General features: G+C 69.3%; 26 protein-coding genes. 14 read left to right on the forward strand and 12 right to left on the reverse strand.

Annotated features, from left to right (window positions below; all coding sequences use genetic code 11):
- Nucleotide 1 precedes the first annotated feature (1 nt).
- A complete protein-coding gene (gene aroA, locus PSS76_RS07955; protein ID WP_069856627.1) occupies nt 2-1351 on the reverse strand; it encodes a 3-phosphoshikimate 1-carboxyvinyltransferase in 1350 nt (449 codons plus the stop codon).
- Nucleotides 1352-1388: 37 nt separating this feature from the next.
- Here aroA and PSS76_RS07960 point away from each other — a divergent pair, with 37 nt between their 5' ends.
- Nucleotides 1389-2144, forward strand: coding sequence for an SOS response-associated peptidase (locus PSS76_RS07960; protein ID WP_081120806.1), 756 nt, complete (start codon nt 1389-1391; stop codon nt 2142-2144).
- Here PSS76_RS07960 and PSS76_RS07965 read toward each other — a convergent pair.
- Together PSS76_RS07965 and ybaK are read right to left on the reverse strand one after the other, a co-directional pair.
- The gene (locus PSS76_RS07965) at nt 2131-3156 is read right to left on the reverse strand and encodes an LLM class flavin-dependent oxidoreductase (protein ID WP_005518754.1); all 1026 of its coding nucleotides are present in this window, start codon (nt 3154-3156) and stop codon (nt 2131-2133) included. The two genes, PSS76_RS07960 and PSS76_RS07965, sit on opposite strands and share 14 nt — an antisense overlap.
- A gap of 73 nt (nt 3157-3229) precedes the next feature.
- Nucleotides 3230-3724, reverse strand: coding sequence for a Cys-tRNA(Pro) deacylase (gene ybaK, locus PSS76_RS07970; protein WP_013416724.1), 495 nt, complete (start codon nt 3722-3724; stop codon nt 3230-3232).
- A gap of 234 nt (nt 3725-3958) precedes the next feature.
- On the opposite strand from ybaK, the gene PSS76_RS07975 reads away from it, so the two are divergent.
- On the forward strand, nt 3959-4630 hold the full coding sequence (locus PSS76_RS07975; protein ID WP_175271684.1) for a sigma-70 family RNA polymerase sigma factor: 672 nt from the start codon (nt 3959-3961) through the stop codon (nt 4628-4630).
- The gene (gene rsrA, locus PSS76_RS07980) at nt 4627-4926 is read left to right on the forward strand and encodes a mycothiol system anti-sigma-R factor (protein WP_005518761.1); all 300 of its coding nucleotides are present in this window, start codon (nt 4627-4629) and stop codon (nt 4924-4926) included. The genes PSS76_RS07975 and rsrA overlap by 4 nt, the downstream gene beginning before the upstream one ends.
- 73 nt (nt 4927-4999) lie before the next feature.
- Here the strand turns inward: rsrA and PSS76_RS23910 are convergent, their stop codons facing one another.
- Complete coding sequence (locus tag PSS76_RS23910; RefSeq protein WP_022597109.1) at nt 5000-5074, reverse strand: 50S ribosomal protein bL37; 75 nt, start codon at nt 5072-5074, stop codon at nt 5000-5002.
- Nucleotides 5075-5146: 72 nt separating this feature from the next.
- On the opposite strand from PSS76_RS23910, the gene PSS76_RS07985 reads away from it, so the two are divergent.
- Complete coding sequence (locus tag PSS76_RS07985; RefSeq protein WP_115155946.1) at nt 5147-5398, forward strand: biotin/lipoyl-binding carrier protein; 252 nt, start codon at nt 5147-5149, stop codon at nt 5396-5398.
- A gap of 28 nt (nt 5399-5426) precedes the next feature.
- Nucleotides 5427-6938, forward strand: a complete 1512-nt coding sequence (locus PSS76_RS07990) for a sensor histidine kinase (RefSeq protein ID WP_005518765.1) — start codon at nt 5427-5429, stop codon at nt 6936-6938.
- Between the two features lie 89 nt (nt 6939-7027).
- Here the strand turns inward: PSS76_RS07990 and PSS76_RS07995 are convergent, their stop codons facing one another.
- Together PSS76_RS07995 and PSS76_RS08000 are read right to left on the reverse strand one after the other, a co-directional pair.
- On the reverse strand, nt 7028-7282 hold the full coding sequence (locus PSS76_RS07995; protein ID WP_005518766.1) for a WhiB family transcriptional regulator: 255 nt from the start codon (nt 7280-7282) through the stop codon (nt 7028-7030).
- 339 nt (nt 7283-7621) lie between these two features.
- The gene (locus PSS76_RS08000) at nt 7622-8578 is read right to left on the reverse strand and encodes a diacylglycerol/lipid kinase family protein (RefSeq protein WP_069856624.1); all 957 of its coding nucleotides are present in this window, start codon (nt 8576-8578) and stop codon (nt 7622-7624) included.
- A 45-nt stretch (nt 8579-8623) separates the two neighbouring features.
- On the opposite strand from PSS76_RS08000, the gene PSS76_RS08005 reads away from it, so the two are divergent.
- Nucleotides 8624-9046 (forward strand): hypothetical protein, encoded by a 423-nt coding sequence (locus PSS76_RS08005; RefSeq protein WP_005518768.1) that lies wholly within the window; start codon nt 8624-8626, stop codon nt 9044-9046.
- A gap of 13 nt (nt 9047-9059) precedes the next feature.
- On the opposite strand, the gene PSS76_RS08010 is transcribed toward PSS76_RS08005, so the two are convergent.
- Both PSS76_RS08010 and PSS76_RS08015 read right to left on the reverse strand, forming a co-directional pair.
- A complete protein-coding gene (locus PSS76_RS08010; RefSeq protein ID WP_337456148.1) occupies nt 9060-9548 on the reverse strand; it encodes a GNAT family N-acetyltransferase in 489 nt (162 codons plus the stop codon).
- Nucleotides 9549-9571: 23 nt separating this feature from the next.
- Nucleotides 9572-10186, reverse strand: a complete 615-nt coding sequence (locus PSS76_RS08015; RefSeq protein ID WP_005518770.1) for an acid phosphatase — start codon at nt 10184-10186, stop codon at nt 9572-9574.
- A gap of 55 nt (nt 10187-10241) precedes the next feature.
- On the opposite strand from PSS76_RS08015, the gene PSS76_RS08020 reads away from it, so the two are divergent.
- Nucleotides 10242-11045: a ParA family protein gene (locus PSS76_RS08020; protein WP_084922886.1), complete on the forward strand. Its 804-nt coding sequence runs from the start codon at nt 10242-10244 to the stop codon at nt 11043-11045.
- Between the two features lie 15 nt (nt 11046-11060).
- Here PSS76_RS08020 and PSS76_RS08025 read toward each other — a convergent pair whose 3' ends face one another.
- Nucleotides 11061-12275, reverse strand: a complete 1215-nt coding sequence (locus PSS76_RS08025; RefSeq protein ID WP_081182475.1) for an Rv3212 family protein — start codon at nt 12273-12275, stop codon at nt 11061-11063.
- Between the two features lie 20 nt (nt 12276-12295).
- Nucleotides 12296-13933: a DEAD/DEAH box helicase gene (locus PSS76_RS08030; protein WP_238780781.1), complete on the reverse strand. Its 1638-nt coding sequence runs from the start codon at nt 13931-13933 to the stop codon at nt 12296-12298.
- Nucleotides 13934-14303: 370 nt separating this feature from the next.
- Between PSS76_RS08030 and PSS76_RS08035 the strand changes: the two genes are divergently transcribed.
- Nucleotides 14304-14984: a ferritin-like fold-containing protein gene (locus PSS76_RS08035; protein WP_005518776.1), complete on the forward strand. Its 681-nt coding sequence runs from the start codon at nt 14304-14306 to the stop codon at nt 14982-14984.
- Nucleotides 14985-15090: 106 nt separating this feature from the next.
- On the forward strand, nt 15091-15321 hold the full coding sequence (locus tag PSS76_RS08040) for a DUF3107 domain-containing protein (protein ID WP_022597096.1): 231 nt from the start codon (nt 15091-15093) through the stop codon (nt 15319-15321).
- Between the two features lie 67 nt (nt 15322-15388).
- On the opposite strand, the gene fasR is transcribed toward PSS76_RS08040, so the two are convergent.
- A complete protein-coding gene (gene fasR / locus PSS76_RS08045; protein ID WP_013416717.1) occupies nt 15389-16060 on the reverse strand; it encodes an HTH-type transcriptional activator FasR in 672 nt (223 codons plus the stop codon).
- 360 nt (nt 16061-16420) lie between these two features.
- Here fasR and PSS76_RS08050 point away from each other — a divergent pair, with 360 nt between their 5' ends.
- From PSS76_RS08050 to PSS76_RS08065, 4 genes are all read left to right on the forward strand, one after another.
- Nucleotides 16421-17509 carry a DUF3152 domain-containing protein gene (locus PSS76_RS08050; protein WP_013416716.1) on the forward strand — a complete coding sequence of 363 codons (1089 nt, stop codon included), beginning with the start codon at nt 16421-16423 and terminating at the stop codon, nt 17507-17509.
- A 9-nt stretch (nt 17510-17518) separates the two neighbouring features.
- Nucleotides 17519-18274: a beta-phosphoglucomutase family hydrolase gene (locus tag PSS76_RS08055; protein WP_013416715.1), complete on the forward strand. Its 756-nt coding sequence runs from the start codon at nt 17519-17521 to the stop codon at nt 18272-18274.
- A 42-nt stretch (nt 18275-18316) separates the two neighbouring features.
- Nucleotides 18317-19495 carry an adenylyltransferase/sulfurtransferase MoeZ gene (moeZ, locus tag PSS76_RS08060; RefSeq protein ID WP_337456101.1) on the forward strand — a complete coding sequence of 393 codons (1179 nt, stop codon included), beginning with the start codon at nt 18317-18319 and terminating at the stop codon, nt 19493-19495.
- 79 nt (nt 19496-19574) lie between these two features.
- Entirely contained in the window at nt 19575-20429 is an 855-nt protein-coding gene (locus PSS76_RS08065) for a TIGR02569 family protein (RefSeq protein WP_005518784.1), read from the forward strand.
- A 27-nt stretch (nt 20430-20456) separates the two neighbouring features.
- On the opposite strand, the gene PSS76_RS08070 is transcribed toward PSS76_RS08065, so the two are convergent.
- Nucleotides 20457-21122, reverse strand: coding sequence for a FadR/GntR family transcriptional regulator (locus PSS76_RS08070; RefSeq protein ID WP_013416713.1), 666 nt, complete (start codon nt 21120-21122; stop codon nt 20457-20459).
- Between the two features lie 255 nt (nt 21123-21377).
- Here PSS76_RS08070 and PSS76_RS08075 point away from each other — a divergent pair, with 255 nt between their 5' ends.
- Complete coding sequence (locus tag PSS76_RS08075) at nt 21378-22544, forward strand: MFS transporter (RefSeq protein WP_044991362.1); 1167 nt, start codon at nt 21378-21380, stop codon at nt 22542-22544.
- Nucleotides 22545-22624 lie beyond the last annotated feature (80 nt).

The following is a 22624-nucleotide window of genomic DNA, read 5'->3' on the forward strand; positions in this document are numbered from 1 at the left end:
CTCAGGACAGCGCCTCCTGCTCGGCGGGTCCCGACGCGGACCGTGTCTCGTCGAGCATGGCCGTCCACAAGTTCTCGAACCCGGGCAGCGTCTTCGCCGTGGTGCCGACGTCCTCGATGTCGACGCCGTCGACCACGAGTCCGAGGATTGCGCCGGCGGTGGCCATCCGGTGATCGGCGTACGAGTGCCACTGGGCCCCGTGCAGCGGTCGGGGCTCGATGCGCAGGCCGTCGGCGGTCTCGGTGACCGCGCCGCCCAGTTTGCCGATCTCGGTGGCGAGCGCCGCCAGCCGATCGGTCTCGTGGCCGCGCAGGTGCGCGATGCCGCGCAGCACCGACGGGCCGTCCGCGAGGGCCGCCAGCGCCGCGACGGTGGGAGTGAGTTCGCCGATGTCGTGCAGGTCGATGTCGATGCCGCGCAACGTCTTCGGCCCGGTTACGGAGAGCACGCCCTCCTCCAGTCGGACGTCGGCGCCCATCTCCGCGAGGATTCCGCGGATCGCATCTCCCGGCTGCGTGGTGCGCGACGGCCACAGCGGCACCCGCACGGTGCCACCGGTGACGGCGGCCGCGGCCAGGAACGGCGTCGCGTTCGAAAGGTCGGGCTCGACGACCCAGTCCACCGGATCGATCTTGCCCGGCAACACTTTCCAGGTGTCGGCGTCGCCGCTCTCGCCCGGCGTGTGGACGGTGACGCCTGCCTCGCGCAGCATCTCGACGGTCATGTCGATGTGCGGCATCGACGGCAGCGAGCCGCCCTGGTGCCGGACGGTCACACCCTCGTCGAATCGGGCTGCCGAGAGCAGCAGCCCGGACACGAACTGCGACGAGCCGGAGGCGTCGATCGTCACCGTCCCGCCGCGCAGGCCACCGTGACCGTGCACGGTGAACGGCAGCGCGTCACCGTCGATGTCGGCGCCGAGCCCGCGCAGCGCGTCGAGAATCGTGCCCAGCGGCCGGGTGCGGGCCTGCTCGTCGCCGTCGACGGCGACGGTGCCCTCGGCCAGGGCGGCGGCGGGCGGCAGGAACCGCATCACGGTGCCGGCGAGCCCGCAGTCCACCGCGGCGCCGGTCATCGGGCCGGGCACGACATGCAGCGTGGTGCCGGTCGCGGCGTCGGGGGTGGCGGTGATGGCGACGCCCAGCGCGCGCAGGCCCTGGATCATCAGATCGGTGTCGCGGCTGCGCAGAGCGCCGGTGATGGTGGACGGTCCCGACGCGAGCGCCGCGAGGATCAGCGCCCGGTTGGTGATCGACTTCGATCCGGGCAGCGTCACGGACGCATCCACGGGGGCTTCGGCTCGGGGCGCTCTCCACAGGCTCTCACGACTCACCGGTCCATCTTCTCTCATGACGGAACGTGTCGGTGATCCGTGCCAGCATGGAGGCATGTGCGGCAGGTATGCGACGACGGCCGACCCCGCGACGCTCGCGGTGGAACTCGACGCCGTGAACGAGACGGGGGAGACCGATTCCGGGACCGCGGACTACAACGTCGCACCCACGACCCAGGTGCTGACGGTCGTCGCGCGGCACGACCGGGGCGACGACGACAGCCCGGTGCGCCGCCGGATCCGGCGGATGCGCTGGGGACTGGTGCCGTCGTACGCGACCGAGCCGGGCAAGGGTGCGCCGTTGTTCAACGCCCGGTCCGAGACCGTCGCCACCAAAGCGGCGTTCAAGACGTCGCTGCGGTTCAAGCGGTGCCTCGTGCCGATGGACGGCTGGTACGAGTGGCAGACCGAGCCGACCGCGGACGGCAAGGCCGTGAAGGTGCCGTACTACATGTCCCGGGGCGACGGTGAGCCGCTCTTCATGGCGGGGCTGTGGTCGGTGTGGCACGACCCGAAGGCTCCGCGGGAGGCGCCGCTGCTGTCGACCACGATCCTCACCACGGAGTCGGTGGACCAGCTCGCGAACGTGCACGACCGGATGCCGCTGATCCTGCCGCGGGACCGCTGGGACGCCTGGCTGGATCCGGACAGCCTCGGTCATCCCGACCTGATCCGGCCGAGCCTCGAGGAGGCCGCGGCCGTCGAGATCCGGCGCGTGTCACCGAAGGTGAACAGCGTCCGCAACAACGGCCCCGACCTCCTGGCGCCCGATGTGGGCGACCGGGCAGGGGAGCAGATCAGCCTGCTGTGAGCGGCTGCCGTGCCGTGAGGCCGGCGACGTCGGCAACCAGTTCCAGCGAACGCATCCACGCGGAGCGCTCGGTGGCCGACGACACCACCATCAGCTCGTCGGCGCCCGTCTGCGCGGCGAACCGGTCGAGGTAGTCGCCCACCACGGTCGGCGTGCCGACGGCGGTGTACCGGACCATCGCCAGCACCTGCCGGCCCGCGGGCGACTCGAGGATCATGTCCGCTTCCTCCGGCGTGAAGGTGCGCCCGCGTCCGACGAACAGCCCGACCCGCTTGCGCTTGGTCTCGAGGAACTGCCGCTGCGCCTCCTCGTCGGTGTCGGCGGCGATCACGTTGACGGCGGCGATCACGTACGGCTCGGCAAGCTGTGCGGACGGGCGGAACTCGCGGCGGTAGATCGCGATCGCGTCGTCCAACGCGGCCGGGGCGAAGTGCGACGCGAACGCGTACGGCAGACCCAGTGCGGCCGCGAGCTGGGCACCGAACAGCGACGAACCCAGGATGTACAGCGGCACGTTCGTGCCCTTGCCCGGGGTCGCCTCGATGCCGGGCACCCGGGACGGCCCGGTCAGGTAGCCCTGCAGCTCGAGCACGTCCTGCGGAAACGACTCCGCCGAGCTCGGGTCGCGGCGCAGCGCCCGCATCGTCTGCTGGTCGCTGCCGGGGGCGCGGCCCAGACCCAGGTCGATGCGGCCGGGATGCAGCTCGGCGAGGGTGCCGAACTGCTCGGCGATCGTCAGCGGAGCATGGTTGGGCAGCATGATGCCGCCCGAACCGAGCCGGATCCGCTCGGTGTGCGCGGCGACGTGAGCGATCAGCACGCTCGTCGCCGACGACGCGATCGCCGGCATGTTGTGGTGCTCGGCGTACCAGATCCGCTCGTAGCCCCACCGCTCCGCGTTGCGGGCCATCTCCACACTCGCCCGGAAGCTGTCGGCGGCGCTCTCGTCGGTACCGATGTGGGCAAGGTCGAGGATCGAGATGGGCAGGGAGAGACCAGACACGCCGGGCACCGTCTTTCGTTCGTCGAAGTTTCTTCCCACAGGGCAACAGCGGGAGCCGCCCACAGATTCCTCGGCGGGAGCGTCAGCCGGTGGTGATCTCCGCGACCACCGCGCCCGCCAGCCGCACCAGGTCCTGCGGAGCCACCTCGATCTCGAGCCCCCGGCGGCCCGCGCTGCACAGCACGCGATCCCACGTGAGCGCGGACGCGTCGACCACCGTGGGGAGGCGCTTGCGCTGGCCGAGCGGCGAGATTCCGCCCAGCACGTACCCCGTGGACCTCTCCGCGTCGGACTGCTCGGCCATGACGGCCTTGCCCGCGCCCAACGCCGCGGCGGCCGCCTTGAGGGACAGCTTCGACGGCACCGGCAACACTGCGACCGCCAGCTTGCCGGTGTCGGTCTTGACGACGAGCGTCTTGAAGATCTGTCCCGGTTCGACCCCGAGCTGTCCGGCCAGCGACTCGACCGCCTCGTCGCCGTACGACGCCGCGCGGGCGTCGTGGTCGTACGAGTGGATCCGGTGCGCAACCTTCTCCTTGTCGAGCAGCTTCGTTGCGGGAGTCGATGTTCCGGCCATGAGCACTGACTCTAGAGCGGTCCGGGAACAGACTCTCGCCCCGTGCTGTTGATACCTCGCGAGACGCTGCATCAGCGAAGGGAGTGGTACGTGCCGGTGTTGTGTGCAGAACGGGTTCGTCCGGAGACCGTGACCGGATCGACGACGGCCGGTTTCGTGACCGAGACGCATCCCTCGACGGCCCCGGGGTTGGCGGTAGCCTTGACCCCTACGGCTAGCGAAGGGATCAGTGTGCTGGACGATCACGAACCCGCGAACGAATCTGCGGGTGATGGGCCGGAGTCCCAGGACCAGTTGATCGAGCGGTTCGAGCGTGACGCGCTTCCGCTCCTCGATCAGCTGTACGGTGCCGCGCTGCGCATGACGCGCAATCCCGCGGACGCCGAGGACCTGGTGCAGGAGACGTACGTCAAGGCGTACTCGGCGTTCCGCTCGTTCAAGGAGGGGACCAACCTCAAGGCCTGGCTGTACCGGATCCTCACCAACACCTACATCAACTCCTACCGTAAGAAGCAGCGTCAGCCTGCGCAGTACCCGACGGACGAGATCACCGACTGGCAGTTGGCCGCGACGGCCGAGCACAGTTCCACCGGTCTGCGGTCCGCGGAGGTCGAGGCGCTCGACGCCCTCCCGGACGACGACATCAAGGCAGCCCTGCAGGAACTGCCGGAGGAGTTCCGGATGGCGGTGTACTACGCCGACGTCGAGGGATTTCCCTACAAGGAGATCGCGGAGATCATGGGCACGCCGATCGGCACCGTGATGTCCCGACTGCACCGCGGGCGCAAGCAGTTGCGGGGTCTGCTCGCGGATGTCGCGCGGGAACGTGGATTCAACCGCGGGGGCGCCGTCGACGCCGCCGGGCGCAGCACTGAGGTCGAGGCGGAGCAGGAGGTTACTCGGTGACCGGGGAGAACGAGTTCGAGCAGTTGGACTGCTCGGCGGTGATCGCGGACGTGTGGTTGCTGCTCGACAGCGAGTGCGACGAGCATTCCCGAGCGCGAATCGAGCACCACCTCGAGACCTGCGGTGCATGCTTCGCGGCGTACGGCATCGAGGAGAAGGTCAAGAGACTGATCGGGCGCAAGTGTGGCGGGGATCATGCACCCGCCGGGCTCCGGGAACGCCTGTCGATCGAGATCCGCCGCACGGTGGTCGTCAGCGACGCCGGACCGGTGGTGGATCGCGAGACCGACCGCTGACCTGGTCCGATACGACGATCGGGGGCCGGCAAGCTGTGGCTTGCCGGCCCCCGATTCTCGTCTACAGCCTTACTCAGGCGTTGGGACGCTTGCCGTGGTTGGCGGCGTTGCCCTTGCGGCTGCGCTTCTTACGACCACGCTTACCCATGAGTAGCTCCTTCTCTGTTCGAACTCGGGTTCGTCCTAGTGTTTCACGTGTGGTTGGCTGTGGTTCCATTGGCTGGTCCGCGACCGTCCACGAACAGTGAGGTGCCAGGTGGCAGAAGATGTGCGCGCCGAGATGGTTTCGACCGTTTACCAGGTCGTTGTCAGTGCAGGCGAAGAGGTCGACGAGGGCGACACCCTGGTGATCCTCGAGTCCATGAAGATGGAGATCCCCGTTCTGGCCGAGGTAGCCGGCAAGGTGACGTCCGTCGACGTGAAGGTAGGCGACGTCATCCAGCAGGGCGATCTGATCGCCACCATCAGCTGAACCAGAGAAGCGATTCGGAGCCTGGCACATGTCGACCCTGAGCGACCTGCTCGCCGAGCACACCGACCTTCCCGGTAACGCGGTAGACCACCTGCAGCAGGTGGTCGGCGAATGGCAGTTGCTCGCGGACCTGTCCTTCGCCGATGTCCTGCTGTGGGTGGCCACCGAACGACCGGAGGGCACCGACGGCGCAATGCCGGGGACCGTCGTGTGCGTCGCGCAGTGCCGGCCGACGACCGCCTCCACGGCGTTTCCCGACGATGCCGTCGGGTCCGTGGTCTCGGAGTCCGAGCACCCGCAGGTACTGCGGGCACTCGTCGAGGGCGAGATCGTCAGCGAGGTCGACCGCACGTGGCGCGGGGGAACCCCGCTCCGTCGTGAGGCGGTCCCGGTGCGCTGCGACGGCGAGGTGATCGCCGTCCTCAGCCGGGACACCAATCTGGCGCAGCAGCGTGCCCAGAGCCCACTCGAGATCGCGTATCTCGATTGCGCGGCGGACCTGTGCCAGATGATCAGCGAGGGGACGTTCCCCAATCCCGAGACGCGCTCGGACACCAATTCGAGCCCCCGCGCGGGCGACGGTTTCATCCGTCTCGACCCCGCGGGCCGCGTCGTCTACTCGAGCCCCAACGCGCTGTCGGCGTATCACCGCATGGGGCTGAACACCGATCTGGTGGGCAAGGACCTGGCGTCCACGACGCGCTCGCTCATCAACGACCCGTTCGAGTCGCAGGAAGTGGCCGACTACATCAGCGGCACGCTCGGCGGTCGGCTCGGCCACCGGATGGAGATCGAGGCCCGCGGAGCCACCGTCCTGCTCCGGGCGCTCGTGCTCAAACCGCGCGGTCAGGTGGTCGGCGCTGCCGTGGTCATCCGCGACGTCACCGAGGTCAAGCGGCGAGACCGCGCGTTGCTGAGCAAGGACGCGACGATCCGCGAGATCCACCACCGGGTCAAGAACAATCTCCAGACGGTCGCCGCGCTGTTGCGACTGCAGGCCCGCCGGACCGAGAACGAGGAGGCGCGGCAGGCGCTCAGCGAGTCGGTCCGCCGCGTGACTTCCATTGCGCTGGTTCATGATGCGTTGTCGATGTCGGTGGACGAGGAGGTCGACCTCGACGAGGTCGTGGACAGCCTCGTGCCGATCCTCGCCGACGTCGCGTCGGTGAACATGCCGATCAAGATCGAGCGGGAGGGCAGTCTGGGGGTGTTCTCGGCCGAGCGGGCGACGCCTCTGGTGATGGTGCTGACGGAACTCGTGCAGAACGCGATCGAGCACGCCTTCGAGCCGGGGGAGTCGGGAACGGTGTATCTGCGGGCGGACCGTTCCGCGCGCTGGCTCGACGTCGTCATCCACGACGACGGCCGTGGACTGCCGCCGGGATTCAGTCTCGAGAAGTCGGACCGTCTGGGGCTCCAGATCGTGCGGACCCTGGTGGGCGCCGAACTGGGTGGCTCCCTCGGGCTGCACCCGTCGCCGGACGGCGGAACCGACGCCGTGCTGCGGGTGCCGTTGGGCCGCCGCTCACCGCGCGGCTGACCGACCTTTCTTACGTTCGCGTCACGAAACGCGTGGAAAGCAGGAGGGCCCGGCACCGATAGGTGCCGGGCCCTCCTGCGAAAGCCGTATCAGACCGCGGTGCGTGCGCGCGTGCGGGCGTTGCGGCGCTTGAGGGCGCGACGCTCGTCTTCGCTCATGCCGCCCCAGACGCCGGCGTCCTGGCCGGACTCGAGGGCCCAGGACAGGCACTCGGCGGTGACGGGGCAACGGTTGCAGACAACCTTGGCATCAGCGATCTGCGCAAGGGCCGGACCGCTGTTTCCCACCGGGAAGAACAGTTCGGGATCCTCGTCGCGACAGATTGCAGTGTGACGCCAGTCCATCCTTCTACTCCTTAACTGGGTGCAATGTGCACCGTTATGTATTCACAAGTTCATGGGCGCTTACTTGGAAGTTTCAGCGCTGTTACTTGTGAATGCTTTCACGAACCCAGGGGAAGTCAATAGAAATCGGTTGCACCGTGGGCAAGCTCACTCGGTTAGGCTCCCCTATGTGGGCCCTCGTCCTTTCTACACCCACCTGCGGGTTTGCGCACCCCATCTGGACATTTGGGTCCAGCGCGGTGGCCGATCGGACGGCTGAGGGGTCCCGATCGGTCGTTCGATTCAGTGGAACGGGGCCGCGGCGGTGCCTCTGCGGGGGGATCCTGGGCGCCGCGCGGATCAGCGCGGCGCGGGGGCCACGACCTCGAGTGCGTCGGGCACGGCGACGAATGTCACATCGGTTCGCAGGCCGATATAGTCGCCGTCCATTTGCAACCCGATGGGGGAACTCGAACGGATACGGATTTGCGGAACGTCGTCGAATCGAATCAATGAATGTGATTTAGGCGATAATCCGGCCGAAAGTAGTTGACGAACTACGCGAAGGCTGGCAAAGACGCGCATCGTGCGCATCGCGAACAGGCCGAGGCCGGTGTCGAAGCCGGTTCCCGGGTTGGTGTGCACCTCACGCCTGTTCAGGTACGTCCACGGTGTCGAGTTCGAGACGAACGCATAGTGGACGCCGTCGATGGGGTCGCGATCCGGGACCTCCACAGTCAAAGTCGGCTCCTCGCGCTTCGCTCGGAAGAAGGCGCGGACGGCGTGACGCACGTAGCGCCCCGGCGTCACCGCCTGCCCGTTGTTGCGGCCCTTGTCGACGGCTTCGCAGACCTGCGCGTCGAGGCCCATCCCCGCATTGAAGGTGAACCAGCGGTTGTCGCAGTGACCGAGGCCGATCGTCCGGCGCCGGCGCGCGGCCAGGAGGTCGATCAGCTGATTCGTGGCGTCGACCGGGTCGGGCTCGATGCCCAGCGAGCGGGCGAAGACGTTCGCCGATCCACCCGGGACCACCGCGACCAGCGGTATCGGCCCGATCGGAACGGACCGCATGGATCTGGGGTGCGGCTCGCCGAGCAGACCGTTGACCACCTCGTTCACCGTGCCGTCGCCGCCGTGGACGATGATCAACGCGACCCCGTCGGTGCGGGCCTGCGCCGCCAGTTCGCCGGCATGTCCGCGGTGGGTGGTGTGCGCGACGTCGAGGCGGACCCGACTCGACAGCGCGTGTGCGAGGAGGTCTCGTCCCGCGGGAGTGGTCGAGGTGGCGTTGGGGTTGACGATCAGCAGCGCGCGCACGGGGCATCAGCCTAGCCGGGTCCGGTCGATGTATAGGCTGGCTGCGTGTCGAATCAGCCTGCACCCACCCCGACTCCCAGCACGGTCCGGCGGGCCGGCGTGCTCGTCGCCCTCGAAGGCGCGGTTGCCGTCGGTTTCGCGATCTTCCTGGTGGTGCGGGGTCTGCTCGGTGCCGACCAGAGCGTCACGAGCGGCTACGGCACCGCCGCCTGGTTCCTGATTCTCGGTGGCGCCGTACTGGCGGCCGGCGTCGCGCTGCTGCGTGGTCAGCGTTGGGGCCGAACGATCGCCCTCATGGCGCAGCTGCTGCTGTTGCCCGTCACGTGGTACGTGCTCACCTCGCACCGCTGGTTCTGGGGCGTCCTGCTCGGCGCGGTGGTGCTGGCGGCGCTGGCGATGCTGTTCGCCGGCAGCACCTCCCGCTGGATGGCCGAGGCCTACGGGGCTCCGGACGCAGACGAGGAATGAGCGCGGCGGCCGGTCACGACACCCGGGCGGCGAGAGCCGCCAGCGGGTCGCCGGTGAGCCGGTAGGTCGTCCACTCGTCCTGGGCGACCGCGTCGAGTGACTCGTAGAAGCCGATCGAGGGCGTGTTCCAGTTCAGCACCGACCACGACAGCCGCGTGTATCCCTTCGTCACGCACTCCTCGGCGAGCGTCGCCAGCAGCGCCGTGCCGTAGCCGGCACCCCGGTGCTCGGGCGTGACGTACAGATCCTCCAGGTAGATCCCGTGCACGCCGTCCCACGTCGAGAAGTTTCGGAACCAGATCGCCGTCCCCACGACCGTCGGCCCCTCCGGCGTCGGCACCTCGACGACATGGGCGAACACCGCGGGCTCGGGGCCGAAGAGAGCGGTGGCGAGCTGGTCGGGAACCACGGTGCACTCGCGCCGGGCCTTCTCGTACTCGGCGAGTTCGTAGATCAAGCCGGTGACGGCGTCGACGTCGGCGGGCGTCGCACGACGGATCACCGCGGTCGGGCTCGTCGATTCACTCACTGGAGGCCTTCTCTCGGGGTCACGTTGTGGGCTCGGATGGTGCGGAACCCGTGCTCGTAGGACAGGACCGTGTGCGCGGCGGGATCGAGTAGGAAACGTCGCCCCTCGGTCACGGGCAACTCCACCCAGCGCGCGATCACAGCCCGCATGAAATGGCCGTGTCCCACCAGCACGACGTCGCGGTCCGCGAGAGCCGCCTCGGCGGTGTGCACCACCATGTCGGCTCGGGAGCCGACCATCTCGTGGGTCTCGCCGCCCGGGCAGGGGTGGGTCCACACCGTCCAATGGGGGACCTGCTCGCGGATCTCGGGGGTGGTCAGACCCTCGAATTCGCCGTAGTCCCACTCGGTCAACGCGTCCCAATGACGGTCGTGGGTCAGCCCGGCGAGCGTTGCGGTGACGTGCGCCCGGCGTCTGGGGCTGGTGACGACGAGCGGATCGTCCAGCGCGAGTTCGGTCAACTGCGCGCCGACCGCCCGGGCCTGGGCCGCGCCGCGCTCGGTGAGAGGGACCTCGGTGGTGCTCGTGTGCCGGCCGAGGCGCGCCCACTCGGTCTCCCCGTGTCGCAGCAGAACCAGTCGGCGCTCGCGTGGGGTCATGGGATCAATCATGCCGGGTGCGCTCGAACCCTCGCCTTCGGGCCTCGAGTACGCAAGGATCTAGGCCGTGACGACGGTACTGGCTGTAGCGAATCAAAAGGGTGGGGTAGCCAAGACCACGACGGTCGCGTCTCTGGGGGCGGCGCTCGTGGATCTCGACCGGCGGGTGCTGGTGGTGGACCTGGACCCGCAGGGATGTCTGACATTCTCGTTGGGGCACAACCCCGATCGGCTCGCGGCGTCGGTGCACGACGTCCTCACGGGCGACGTCCCGGTCGCGGACGTGCTGCTCGACACCGACGACGGCGTGAAGCTGCTCCCCGCAACCATCGACCTCGCGGGCGCGGAGGCGCTGCTGCTGATGCGCCCGGGCCGTGAGTTCGCGCTCAAGCGTGCCCTCGCGCCGGTGCTCGACGACTTCGACGTGATCATCGTCGACTGCCCGCCGTCGCTGGGGGTGCTCACCCTCAACGGATTGACCGCGGCGCAACAGGTTCTGGTGCCGTTGCAGTGCGAGACGCTCGCGCACCGTGGCGTGGGGCAGTTGTTGCGGACCGTGTCCGAGGTCCAACAGATCACCAATCCCGACCTGGTTCTGCTCGGTGCGCTGCCCACCCTCTACGACGCGCGCACCACGCACAGCCGCGACGTCCTGTCCGACGTCTCGGATCGCTACGACCTTCCGGTGCTGGCCCCGCCGATTCCTCGGACGGTGCGGTTCGCGGAGGCGTCGGCGTCCGGCGCGACGGTCCTGGCGGGACGCAAGAACAAGGGTGGCGAGGCGTATCGTCAACTGGCGCATCATCTTTCGGCGCACTGGACCGGTGACGCCGAGCTCGTCACCTTCTCGCCGTACGAGGGAACTGCCTGACCGTGCCCGCGTGACTCAGCGCAGCGCGACGACCTCGTCGCCGCGTTGCTCGAGGACGATGTCGCCCAGGACCGATGTCGCGATCGGGCCGGCGTCACTGTCTCGGGTTACGGGAATCCGCGCCCGTTCGGTGCCCGTGGCGGGATCGAGGACGGCGATCGCGCCGGGTACCGGAACCAGCAGTGAACCGGCCATGATCGCGCCGGGGCCCAGAGCGCCGGTCATCGTCCACTTCGGCGCCAGTTCGCTGGTGGAGAGCGCGATGAGCTCGGTACCGGTCCACCACGTGAAGACGGAACCGTTGCGGGCGGCGGTCGCGCCGTCGGCGACCGGGGTGGTGGCGGGGTGGGACGCGATCTCGGTGCCCTCGCCGTCGACCACGGCGATGCGGGCCTCGGAAATCGGTCCGGCCGGCAGGTACACCGCGGTGCGGTCGCCGGATGCCGCGATGAGCCGGGCCCCGGACGTGTCGGCGCCCGGCCCGGTCAGCAGCGTCGAGCCGGCCTCCTGCGGTTCCTGATTGTCCTTCGGGGCGGCGTCGAGGACGCTGATCCGGTCGCCGGCCTCGCCGGGGCAGTTCATCAGCACGGTCACTCGGGTGCCGCCGGCTGCCGCCGACTTCAGGGAGCAGTCGGGGCGCGGCTGCTTGCCGGGGTTGATCGGCGCGTCGACCCGTCCGAACTCGAGCGTGCGGACCAGGTCGGACCGCCACAGTTCCATCCGCTCCGAGCCGCGGGACACCACGTACGTGCCGTCGTAGGAGAGGGTGACCGTGTCGTCGGCGTCGCTGGAACGCTGCGCCTCACGTTGTCCGGTCGCTCCGTCGAGTTGGGTGACCTGGCTGCAGCCCCGCTGATCGCGATAGACCGCGACCACCGTGTTCCAGGCTCCGATCGCGCCGCACAGCGGCATGTCCCGCTGGTACCGCCACCGCTCGGTGCCGGTGACGGGGTCCCGCCCGAGAACCGTTCCGCCGTCGGCCGTCGCAACCGTGCCGTCGGCGACGATGGGGGCGGCCGATTCCGGGCTCGCGGCACGCCAGATCTCGGTCAGCGACGCGGGCGGGGACAGGGGAGTGTCGACCGTGGACGCGGGAGCATCCGCGGTCACCGAGGTGGTACCCCGAGCGTCGCTCCGAATCCAGATCACCGCCGCGGCGACCGCGACGACGATCGCGATGGTCGCGGCGACGGCGACGTCCAGACGGGTACGACGCTCGGGTGCCAGCACAGGTGGCAGGTTACCCCGAACTACTCGGCGGCTGCCGTGACGCTCACGGGCTGGGAGTCGGTCTGCGCCGGTGCGCCCTCGGCGGATGCGGGACGACGGCGGCGACGACGGCGGCGCGGCGCGGAGCCGGCCTCGTCGGTCGTCGACGAGGCGACCTCGGGGGTCTTCTCGCCGGACGTCGCGGTCGCGGCGGCCGACGCCGAACCGTCGGTGGCCTTACCGCCACGGGTGCGGCGGCGCGAACGCTTGGGAGCGTCCGACTTCTCCGACTTCTCGGCGGCCGGGGCGTTCTTGTGCTCCTTGGCCGGACGCTCGGCGCGCGGCTTGCGGATCGAACCCTTTGCGTCCGTGGGGATACCGAGGTCCTCGTACAGATGCGGCGAGCTCGAGTAGGTCTCGACCGGGTCGGGCACACCGAGAGCCAGAGCCTTGTCGATCAGCTGCCAGCGGGGGACGTCGTCCCAGTCCACGAGCGTGATCGCGATACCGGTGCGACCGGCGCGACCCGTGCGGCCGATGCGGTGCACGTAGGTCTTCTCGTCTTCCGGGCACTGGTAGTTGATGACGTGCGTGACGTCGTCGATGTCGATGCCGCGGGCCGCGACGTCGGTGGCCACCAGGACGTCGACCTTGCCGCTGCGGAAGCCGGCGAGCGCCTTCTCGCGGGCGATCTGGCCGAGGTCGCCGTGCACGGCACCGACGTTGAACCCGCGCTCGTTCAGGTCGTCGGCGACCTTCTGCGCGGTGCGCTTGGTGCGGGTGAAGATCATCGTCGCGCCGCGGCCGTCGGCCTGCAGGACGCGGGCCACCATCTCGGCCTTGTCGAGTGCGTGGGCGCGGTAGATGTGCTGCGTGGTCCGCTCGTGGACGGCGGACGAGTCCGCCTCCTCGGCGCGGATGTGCGTCGGCTGCGTCAGGAACGTGCGCGCCAGCGTGATGATCGGGCCCGGCATCGTGGCCGAGAACAGCATCGTCTGCCGCTTGTCGGGCACCATGCCGAGGATGCGCTCGATGTCGGGAAGGAACCCGAGGTCGAGCATCTCGTCGGCCTCGTCGAGGACCAGGACGCCGACCTTGCCGAGGATCAGGTGACCCTGGTTGGCGAGGTCGAGCAGGCGGCCCGGGGTACCGACGACGACGTCGACGCCCTTGCGGAGCGCGTCGATCTGCTGCTCGTACGGGCGGCCGCCGTAGATCGACAGGACCTCGAGCTTCTTCTCGCCGGACTTCAGGTACTTCGATGCGTTCTCGAGGTCCTGCGTGACCTGGACGCACAGCTCGCGCGTCGGCACGATCACGAGGGCGCGGGGTGTGCCGTCGAGCGGGGTGGTGCCGGAATCGGCGGTGGACACCCGGTGCAGGAGCGGAATACCGAAGCCGAACGTCTTGCCCATGCCGGTGCGGGCCTGACCGATGAGGTCGTCGCCGGCGAGGGCGAGGGGGAGCGTCAACTCCTGGATGGCGAACGTGCGCTCGATGCCGATCTCGGCGAGCGCCTTGACGATCTCGTCGCGGACGCCCAGCTCGCCGAAGGTCGGCGGGGTGTGCGTCTCGTCCAGCTGCGCGGACAGCGTGGTCTCGGTTGCTGCGTGGTTACTGTCTTCGTGGTCGATCGTGATCTTGCTCAGGGAACTGGCCTTCCTCGTATCGGCACGCACGCACGAGGTAAGGGGCCAGGCCGTAAGTCGGCCGATGTCGGTGCCCTCTTGTGCGGTGGCCCAGCCTCCGTCTCAGCGCGGAGATCGCGTGGATCTCGGCGAGACGCGGCGAGCGCCGTCGATCAGGTGCGCGCACATTATCTTCGGGAGTCCGTATCCGTTTCGCGCCCGAATCGTTCGAATCCAAACTCGAATTCGGCACTCCGGATGTCGTGCTCCGGTACCGGGACCAGCGCGGAAATATCGGTCTCCCGACACAATTGTAGCGGCCCACCCCGTCACGCCCGACACCTGATGGCGCAGATCACGTATCCGGGCGAGTCCTGTCGCTCCCGGGGGTACGTCACAGGACGGATTAGGCTGTGGCGTCATGGGAGCCGATTCACCGACGTCGTCCGTGCCCGCCATCGCTGCCGACCACCCGGGTGTGGCCGAGTTGTTCGCAGTTCTCGCGTACGGCGAGATCTCCGCGTTCTATCGCCTGGCGGAGGACGCCCGGATGGCTCCCACGCTGCAGGGACGGGTCGCGCTCGCGAGCATGGCCGCCGCCGAGATGGGTCACTTCGAGACGCTGCACAGGGCGCTCACGGACCGGGGCATCGAGGTGTACGCGGCTATGGACCCGTTCGTTCGTGCCCTGGACGCCTACCACGCGTCGACGGACCCCTCGACGTGGCTCGAGTCGCTCGTGAAGGCGTACGTGGGTGACGGCATCGCGGCCGACTTCTACCTCGAGATCGCGCACTCGCTCGATCCCACGGTGGGCGGGATCGTCCGCGAGGTGCTGGCCGAAGTGGGCCACTCGGAGTTCGTCGTGCAGGAGGTTCGTGCCGCGGTCGCCGCGAGCAAGAGCGAGAAGGACCGGCTGATGCTGTGGGGTCGCCGGCTGCTCGGGGAGGCGATCACGCAGGCCCAGTTCGTCCTCGCCCGCCGCGAGGACCTCACCGACCTCGTGATGACGGCGACCGGCAGCCTCAACGGCGTCGCCGCTCTGTTCGACAACATGCAGGCGAAGCACGCCGAGCGGATGGCGGTGCTGGGCCTGGTCTGAGCGCGCTGTTCGCTCTCAGCACAGCGTCGCGGCAGGCCCGGGCGGGCAGCGCTGCATTAACCTGGCCGGGACAGCTTCAAGCGCTCGGAGAGTTCGGAGGTTGACCGTGGAGGTCAAGATCGGTGTAACTGACAGCCCGCGTGAGCTCGTCGTCAACAGCGTCCTCACGCCCGACGAGGTGGAGGCGCACGTGACGAAGGCGCTCGGAGACGCGGGCGGTGTGCTCTCGCTCGTCGACGAGAAGGGACGCAAGTTCCTCGTCCAGGCAGCGCGGATCACCTACGTGGAGATCGGTCCGTCCGACAGCCGCAAGGTCGGGTTCGCGCCGACCAGCTAGATCCGGATGTACGCGAAGGGCGCGGAGTCTTCGAAGACTCCGCGCCCTTCGCTCGTCGGCGGACCGACTACTTGGTCTCCGCGTGCAGCGGCACGTGGGAGAGGCCACCCCAGGCCAGAGCGACGGTGGTGTCGACCGCCTCCTCCTTGGGGATCGGCCGCGCAGCCTCGAGCCAGTACCGTGCGGTGAACTGGCTCGCGCCGACCAGGCCGACGGCGAGGATTCGAGCGCGGTACGGATCGAGTCCCGAGTCGTGCGCGACGAGGTCGAACACGGCATCGACGCAGGCCTCGGTGGCCTGCTCGACGCGACGTGCCACCTGGGGCTCGCCCATCAGGTCGGACTCGAACACCAGACGGAAGCCCTGGGTGTCGGTGTCGACGAAGTCGAAGAATGCCTGCACGGCCGCCCGGACGCGCTGCCGGTTGTCGGTGGTCGACCGCAGTGCCTGCCGCACTCCCGAGATCAGGGTGTCGACGTAGCTCTGCAGCACCGCGACGTACAACTCCAGCTTGCCCGGGAAATGTTGGTACAGGACGGGCTTGCTCACGCCGGCGCACTCGGCGATCTCGTCCATGCCGGCGGCGTGGTAGCCGCGGCTGACGAAGACCTCGCTGGCGGCCGCGAGCAACTGAAGACGCCGCGCGTCCCGGGGTAGCCGGGTGTTGCGGCGGGTGCCCTGACCGTTTGCGGTCGTGGCGGCGCGATCGGAGTGTGTCCGATCCGCGAGTTCAGTCATGTCGCTCCCAATCTGCACAAAGAGCCCCGCTTCGTTCGGTGTCCGACCTCTCACGAACGCCTCGGGGCAAGATAAATCATTTGCACGATACCCGGACGCTTCTCGGCCTATTTCGCTGTACTGAACTTGTCGTCGACGCGCCGTGTGCCGGGCACCGTCACGCCCCCTGTCTGCGAGTATTCCAGGATTCCCCACGCGGGACACGGCGGCGCGGTGAGCGGTCGCCCGCCGGCGGTGACGGTGCGGGGTGGCGCGGGAGCTGTGCAGCGGCCGGTGGGGCACCTCACACACGGGGGTCGTGCCCTCCGGATTTCCGGCGCGCCGGGTGAACCGTCGGGCGGTCTGTGAGATTCTGGCGGGGTGACTGACCGAGGAGGACCGCGCCTGGGGGGCACAGTTCCCGAGGCGTCCGACGACCCGAGATCCGGTGACTACCGGGCCTCCGGCATCGACCCCGGCCGGGTACCCGATCCGCACGAGCCGCTGCGCGCGCTGTGGGATCCGACCCGCCGGAACATCGGTCGTCCCCGGGCTCCACGACCCGAGCGGGACGTCCGCAAGCAGAGCAAACTCGGCAGGTTCGTCTCGATGTACGGGTGGCGCGCCTACGCGATCCCGGTCCTCCTGATCGTCACGGTGCTGGTGCTCGTCGACGCTGTCCGCGGGATCGGTGATTCCGACTCCGCGGCCTCCGACGACCCCGGATTCGGTGTGCTCAGCCACGAGGACGGCACCGACATCGTCGGCGTCCCGCCCCTCGCGGACGGCAATTTCGCCGACACCGTGCCCGCCGGTGCGCTGCCCGACGGCGGGCCGTTCACCGCCACGGGAGCAGGCACCTGGCACGTGGTGCCCGGCACGACCGGCCAGGTCGGGCAGGGCACCGAGCGCGTGTTCACGTACAGCGTCGAGGTCGAGGACGGAATCGACACGGCGGGTCTGGGCGGCGACGAGGCGTTCGGCCGGATGGTGGACCAGACGCTCGGCAACCCCAAGAGCTGGACACGGGATCCGCGATTCGCGTTCCGGCGCGTCGACGCGACCGATCCGCTACTGAAGAACGGGAACGGGCCGGACTTCCGGATCTCGCTGACCTCGCAGATGACGATCCGCGAGGCCTGTGGCTACGACATCCAGCTCGAGGTGTCCTGCTTCAACCCGGGTATCGACCGGGTGGTGCTCAACGAGCCCCGCTGGGTGCGCGGCGCCACCGCCTTCCAGGGCGACATCGGTTCGTACCGGCAGTACCAGATCAACCACGAGGTGGGGCACGCCATCGGGTACCAGGCGCATCAGCCGTGCGAGACCGACGGCGGGCTCGCGCCGGTGATGATGCAGCAGTCGTTCGGCACCGCCAACAACGACATCGCCAAGCTCGACCCGGAGGGCGTCGTCCCGATGGACGGCAAGGTGTGCCGTTTCAATCCCTGGCCGTACCCCCGAGGCTGAGGACCGACCGTGACCGCCGCCGGAGCCGCCCGCATCGGGGACGCCGTGTGCGCGGGATTCCTGTTCGACATGGACGGCGTGGTCACCGACACCGCACGCGTGCACGAACGGGCATGGAAGCGACTGTTCGACGGATTCCTGGCCGAACGGGGCCGCGGCGAACCACCCTTCACGTCCGACGACTACCTGCAGTTCGTGGACGGCCGGCCACGCGTCGACGGCGTCGCGTCGTTCCTGGCCTCCCGCTCGATCGACATCCCGCACGGCCGGCCGTCGGATCCCCCGACCGAGCACACGGTGTGCGGACTGGCGGCCCGCAAGGATGCGATGTTCGGTCACGAACTCGAGGAGCACGGGGTCGAGGCGTTCCCCGGCACCGTCGCACTCGTCCGGAGACTGCGAGCGGCGCGCGTGCCGGTCGCGTTGGTGACCGCCAGCCGCAACGCGGTCCGCGTGCTCGACGCGGCCGGCCTGACCGACCTGTTCGACGCCCGGGTCGACGGCGTGGACGTCGACCGCTTGGCGCTCGCCGGTAAGCCGGAGCCCGACACGTACCTGGAGGGCGCTCGGCGACTGGGGTTGTCCGCGTCGGAGTGCGTGGTGCTCGAGGATGCGCTGGCCGGCGTCGAGGCGGGCCGGCGTGGGGGCTTCGGGGTGGTCGTGGGCGTCGACCGTGCTCATCATGCGGACGCGCTCCGGGAGGCCGGTGCGGACGTCGTGGTGTCCGACCTGAGCGACCTCGAGGTGAGATTGCCGACCGCCTAGGCTGGACGACGAGCGTTGACCGGTCGAGTTCAGGAGCGTGTGGTGTCCGCGAAGAGTCCGCTTCCCCCTCTGGTGGAGCCTGCGGCGGAGTTGAGCCGCGACGAGGTGGCCCGCTACAGCCGGCACCTGATCATCCCGAACGTGGGTACGACGGGACAGAAGCGGTTGAAGAACGCCCGCGTGCTGGTCATCGGAGCGGGCGGGCTGGGCTCGCCGACGCTGATGTACCTCGCGGCGGCGGGTGTCGGCACGATCGGCATCGTCGACTTCGACGTCGTCGACGAGTCGAATCTGCAGCGTCAGGTCATCCACGGCACCGCCGACGTCGGACGGCCCAAGGCGAAGAGTGCGCGGGAGAAGATCGTGGAGATCAACCCGCACGTCGACGTCCGCCTGCACGAGTTCCGGCTCGACGCGTCCAACGCCGTCGAACTCTTCGGCGAGTACGACCTGATCCTCGACGGCGCCGACAACTTCGCGACGCGCTACCTCGTCAACGACGCCGCCGTGCTGGCCGGGCGCCCGTACGTGTGGGGGTCGATCTACCGGTTCGAGGGGCAGGTGTCGCTGTTCTGGGACGCCGCCCCCGACGGGCGCGGCATCACGCTGCGCGACCTGTACCCGGAAGCGCCCCCGCCGGGTACCGTGCCGTCGTGCGCGGAGGGGGGTGTGCTCGGCGTCCTGTGCGCGTCGATCGGGTCGATCATGGCGACCGAGGCGATCAAGCTGATCACCGGCATCGGGGAGTCGCTGCTGGGCCGGCTGATGATCTACGACGCTCTCGCGATGAACTACCGGACCGTGCGGCTCAGCCGCGACCCCGACCGGGTGGCCGTCACCGAACTCGTCGACTACGACGCGTTCTGCGGGGTGACGTCGGTTCCCGAGGCCGAGCGCGACGCCACGATCACCCCGCGTGAACTGCGCGCGCTGCTCGACGCGGGTGCCGACATCGCGATCGTCGACGTGCGGGAGCCGGTGGAATGGGACATCGTGCACCTGCCCGGCGCGACCCTGATCCCCAAGGACCGGATCCTGTCGGGGGAGGCCCTTTCCGAACTACCGCAGGACAAGCGGATCGTGCTGCACTGCAAGACCGGCATCCGCTCGGCGGAGGCGCTGGCCGCGGTCCGCAAGGCCGGGTTCGCCGACGCGGTGCATCTGCAGGGCGGGGTCGTCGCATGGGCGAACCAGGTCGACCCGTCCCTCCCGGTCTACTGAACGTCCCCACGGATCCAATCAGCGCGGCCTTCGGAGAGCCTCACCGAAACGGACGGTCTGCGGCGGTAGCCTGACGGCCGTGAGCTCTACGCAACCGCCCCAGCACGTCTGTTCCACGTTCGGTCTCCGTGAGGTCGAGCCGGTCGCGTTGGGTGCCGACTGGGACGGCGGCTGGCGCTGCGGTGACGTCGTGCTGTCGGCGGTAGCCGATCATGCACGCGCGGCGTGGTCCGCGAAGGTACGCGAGACGCTCGCGGTCGACGCGGTGCGCCTCGCCCGCCCGGTGCGGGCCACCGACGGCCGCTACGTCGTCTCCGGTTGGCGCGCCGACACCTTCCTGACGGGCTCGTCCGAGCCTCGGCACGACGAGGTGGTGTCGTTGTCGCTGCGCCTGCACGCCGCGACCGCGCAGCTCGAGCGACCTCGATTCCTCGCCCAGCCGCCGGTGGCGCCGTGGGCGGACGTCGACGTCTTCGTCGCCGCGGATCGGGCCGCGTGGGAAACGGTCCCGCTGCGGACGGCCCGTGCGGCGGGGGCGCTCGAGGACCTCACTCCCGATGCCAAGCGCAGCGTCGACGTGATCGGTCAGCTCGCGACCCTGCGCAAGCCCGTGCGGTCCCCGGACCAGCTCGTGCACGGAGACCTGTTCGGCACCGTGCTGTTCGACGGCAGCGCCGCGCCCGGCGTCACCGACATCACCCCGTACTGGCGTCCCGCCGCGTGGGCGGCCGGTGTGGTCGTCGTCGACGCACTGTCGTGGGGCGGCGCCGACGAGGGGTTGATCGGGCGCTGGGAAGATCTACCCGAGTGGCCGCAGATGCTGTTGCGGGCGTTGCTCTTCCGGCTCTCCGTCCATGCGTTGCATCCGCGCTCGACGCCCGACGCGCTGCCTGGTCTGCTGCGGACCGCGGATCTGGTGCGGCTGATCCTCTAGCCACACCGACCCCAGCTGCCGCCGGGTCTAGGCGTAGCCCGCGAGCAGTTCGTCGAAGAAGCAGCGGGCCGCCGCGACGGCGCGCACGCTGTCGCCGTCGATGACCGCCTCTACCAGTTCGCTGTGCTCGTCGTGGAATGCGGCGCCCGTCGCGGAGGCGTGCTTGGTGACCGTCTCCTCGATCGCGGGGAGCAGCGAGTCGTAGAACTCGAGGTACACGCGGTTGTGGCTGGCGGCGACGATGCCGCGGTGCAATGCGATGTCGGCCGTGATCGCCGTGCGTAGATCGCTGCCGTGCCAGGCCTCGCTGCGGGCGGCGAGCAGGGCGCGCAGGTTCCGGATGTCCTGGTCGTCGCGCCGACGCGCGGCGAGTCCCGCGGCCGTCACGTCGAGCGACTGGCGCAGTTCCAGGACGTCGCGTTCGTGCGCGCCGGCGAAGTACTTGCCCAGCGTGCCGCTCACTTCGGAGGCCGCGAGCACGTACGTGCCCGACCCTTGTCGTCGTTCGAGCAGTCCGGTGTGGACGAGGGCCTGGACGGCCTCGCGCACCGTGTTGCGACCGGTCCCGGTGAGTTCGGAGAGCTCCGGCTCGGTGGGGATGCGTGAGCCGACCGGCCACTTGCCGGAGCGGATCTCGTCCCGGAGCTGGTCGGTCACCTGCGTGATCAGGGTGCTGCGGCGAACGGGTTGCAACGGAGCTCCTGCGGGTAGACGGGCGTCACACGAATTATGCTTTGCCCTCTTTCATCCGGTCATCCTATGATTTATCCGGTCGAGTGCCAAAGCCACGGCGAGAGCGCTCCCGAATTTTCTCCGATCGATCACGGAACGAGGCAGTACATGACCGCGCCTGCAGGCAGTTCCCGCTCCGCGGGATCCATCGCCACGGCCCCGCGCGGGCCACAACCGCTCCTGGCAGGCCGGGTACTCGTCTTCGCCGCGATCGCCATGTCGGCGCTGGTGCTGCGAACGGCGGTCACCTCCTTCACGCCGCTGGCCGACCAGATCAGCTCGGAACTGGGCTTCTCGTCCACCGTGGTCGGCGTCTTCGGCATGGTCCCGACGGCGATGTTCGCGGTCTTCGGCCTGCTCACTCCGGCCATCGCGCGTCGGCTGGGGCTCGAATGGACCGCGTTGCTGGGCATGATGATGGCCGGCGTCGGGATGCTCACCCGCGCGATGGTGTCGGACACGTGGTCGCTGCTGGCGTTGTCGGCACTCGCCCTCGGCGGCATGGGTATCGGCAACGTCGTGATCCCGCCGCTGGTCAAGCGGTACTTCGGCGACCGGCTGGCGCTCATGAGTTCGGTCTACATCACCGGTGTGCAGATCGGCACGATCCTGCCCGCCACGGTCGCGGTGCCGCTCGCGGACGCGTTCGACTGGCGGATCTCGATCGGCGTCTGGTCGCTGCTGGGCTTCGCGGCTGCCGCGCCGTGGTTGATGATCCTCGCCCGTGGGCGCAAGCAGGTCGGCGGCGCCGCCGCCGCGGCGGCGCTGCCCGCCGAGTCGCACGCGCCGGGACGCCCGTGGCGTTCGCCCGTCGGCTGGGGCATGGCCGGCATGTTCGGGATGACATCCCTGATCACGTACTCGATGTTCACGTGGATCCCGAAGATCCTCACCGAGGCGGGGGCGAGCGAATCGTTCGGCGGCAGCATGGTTGCGGTGTTCTCGTTCATGGGGCTGATCGCGGCGTTCGCGGCGCCGAGCGTGTGCGCCCGGATGCGCAACCCGTTCCCGATCGTCGTGGGCTGCGCGCTCGCCTACGCGATCGGATTCACAGGCCTGTTCCTCGCGCCGATGGCGGCGCCCATCCTGTGGGTGGTCGTGATCGGCCTCGGCCCCAGCACGTTCCCGATGTCGCTGACGCTGATCAACCTGCGCACCCGGACGCACGCCGGGTCCGCCGCGCTGTCCGGATTCACCCAGGGCATCGGTTACACCGTCGCGTGCGTCGGGCCCCTGCTGTTCGGCGTACTGCACGAGTCGACCGGCGGTTGGGGCGCGCCGTTCGCGCTGCTCGGTGTCGCCGTCGTCGTGGTCCTGATCTCGGCGTGGGCGGCGTGCAAGCCCCGCATGCTCGAAGACAGCTGGGGCGCGAAAGCCGCCTGACCTGGACGTTCGTGGACCTCACCGCCCGGCCGGGCGATCGTGAGCGAGAGTTGACGGACGGGTCACCGGGCGCAGCACCG

The sequence above is a fragment of the Prescottella sp. D32 genome (genome assembly GCF_037287305.1).
Lineage (GTDB): Bacteria > Actinomycetota > Actinomycetes > Mycobacteriales > Mycobacteriaceae > Prescottella > Prescottella equi.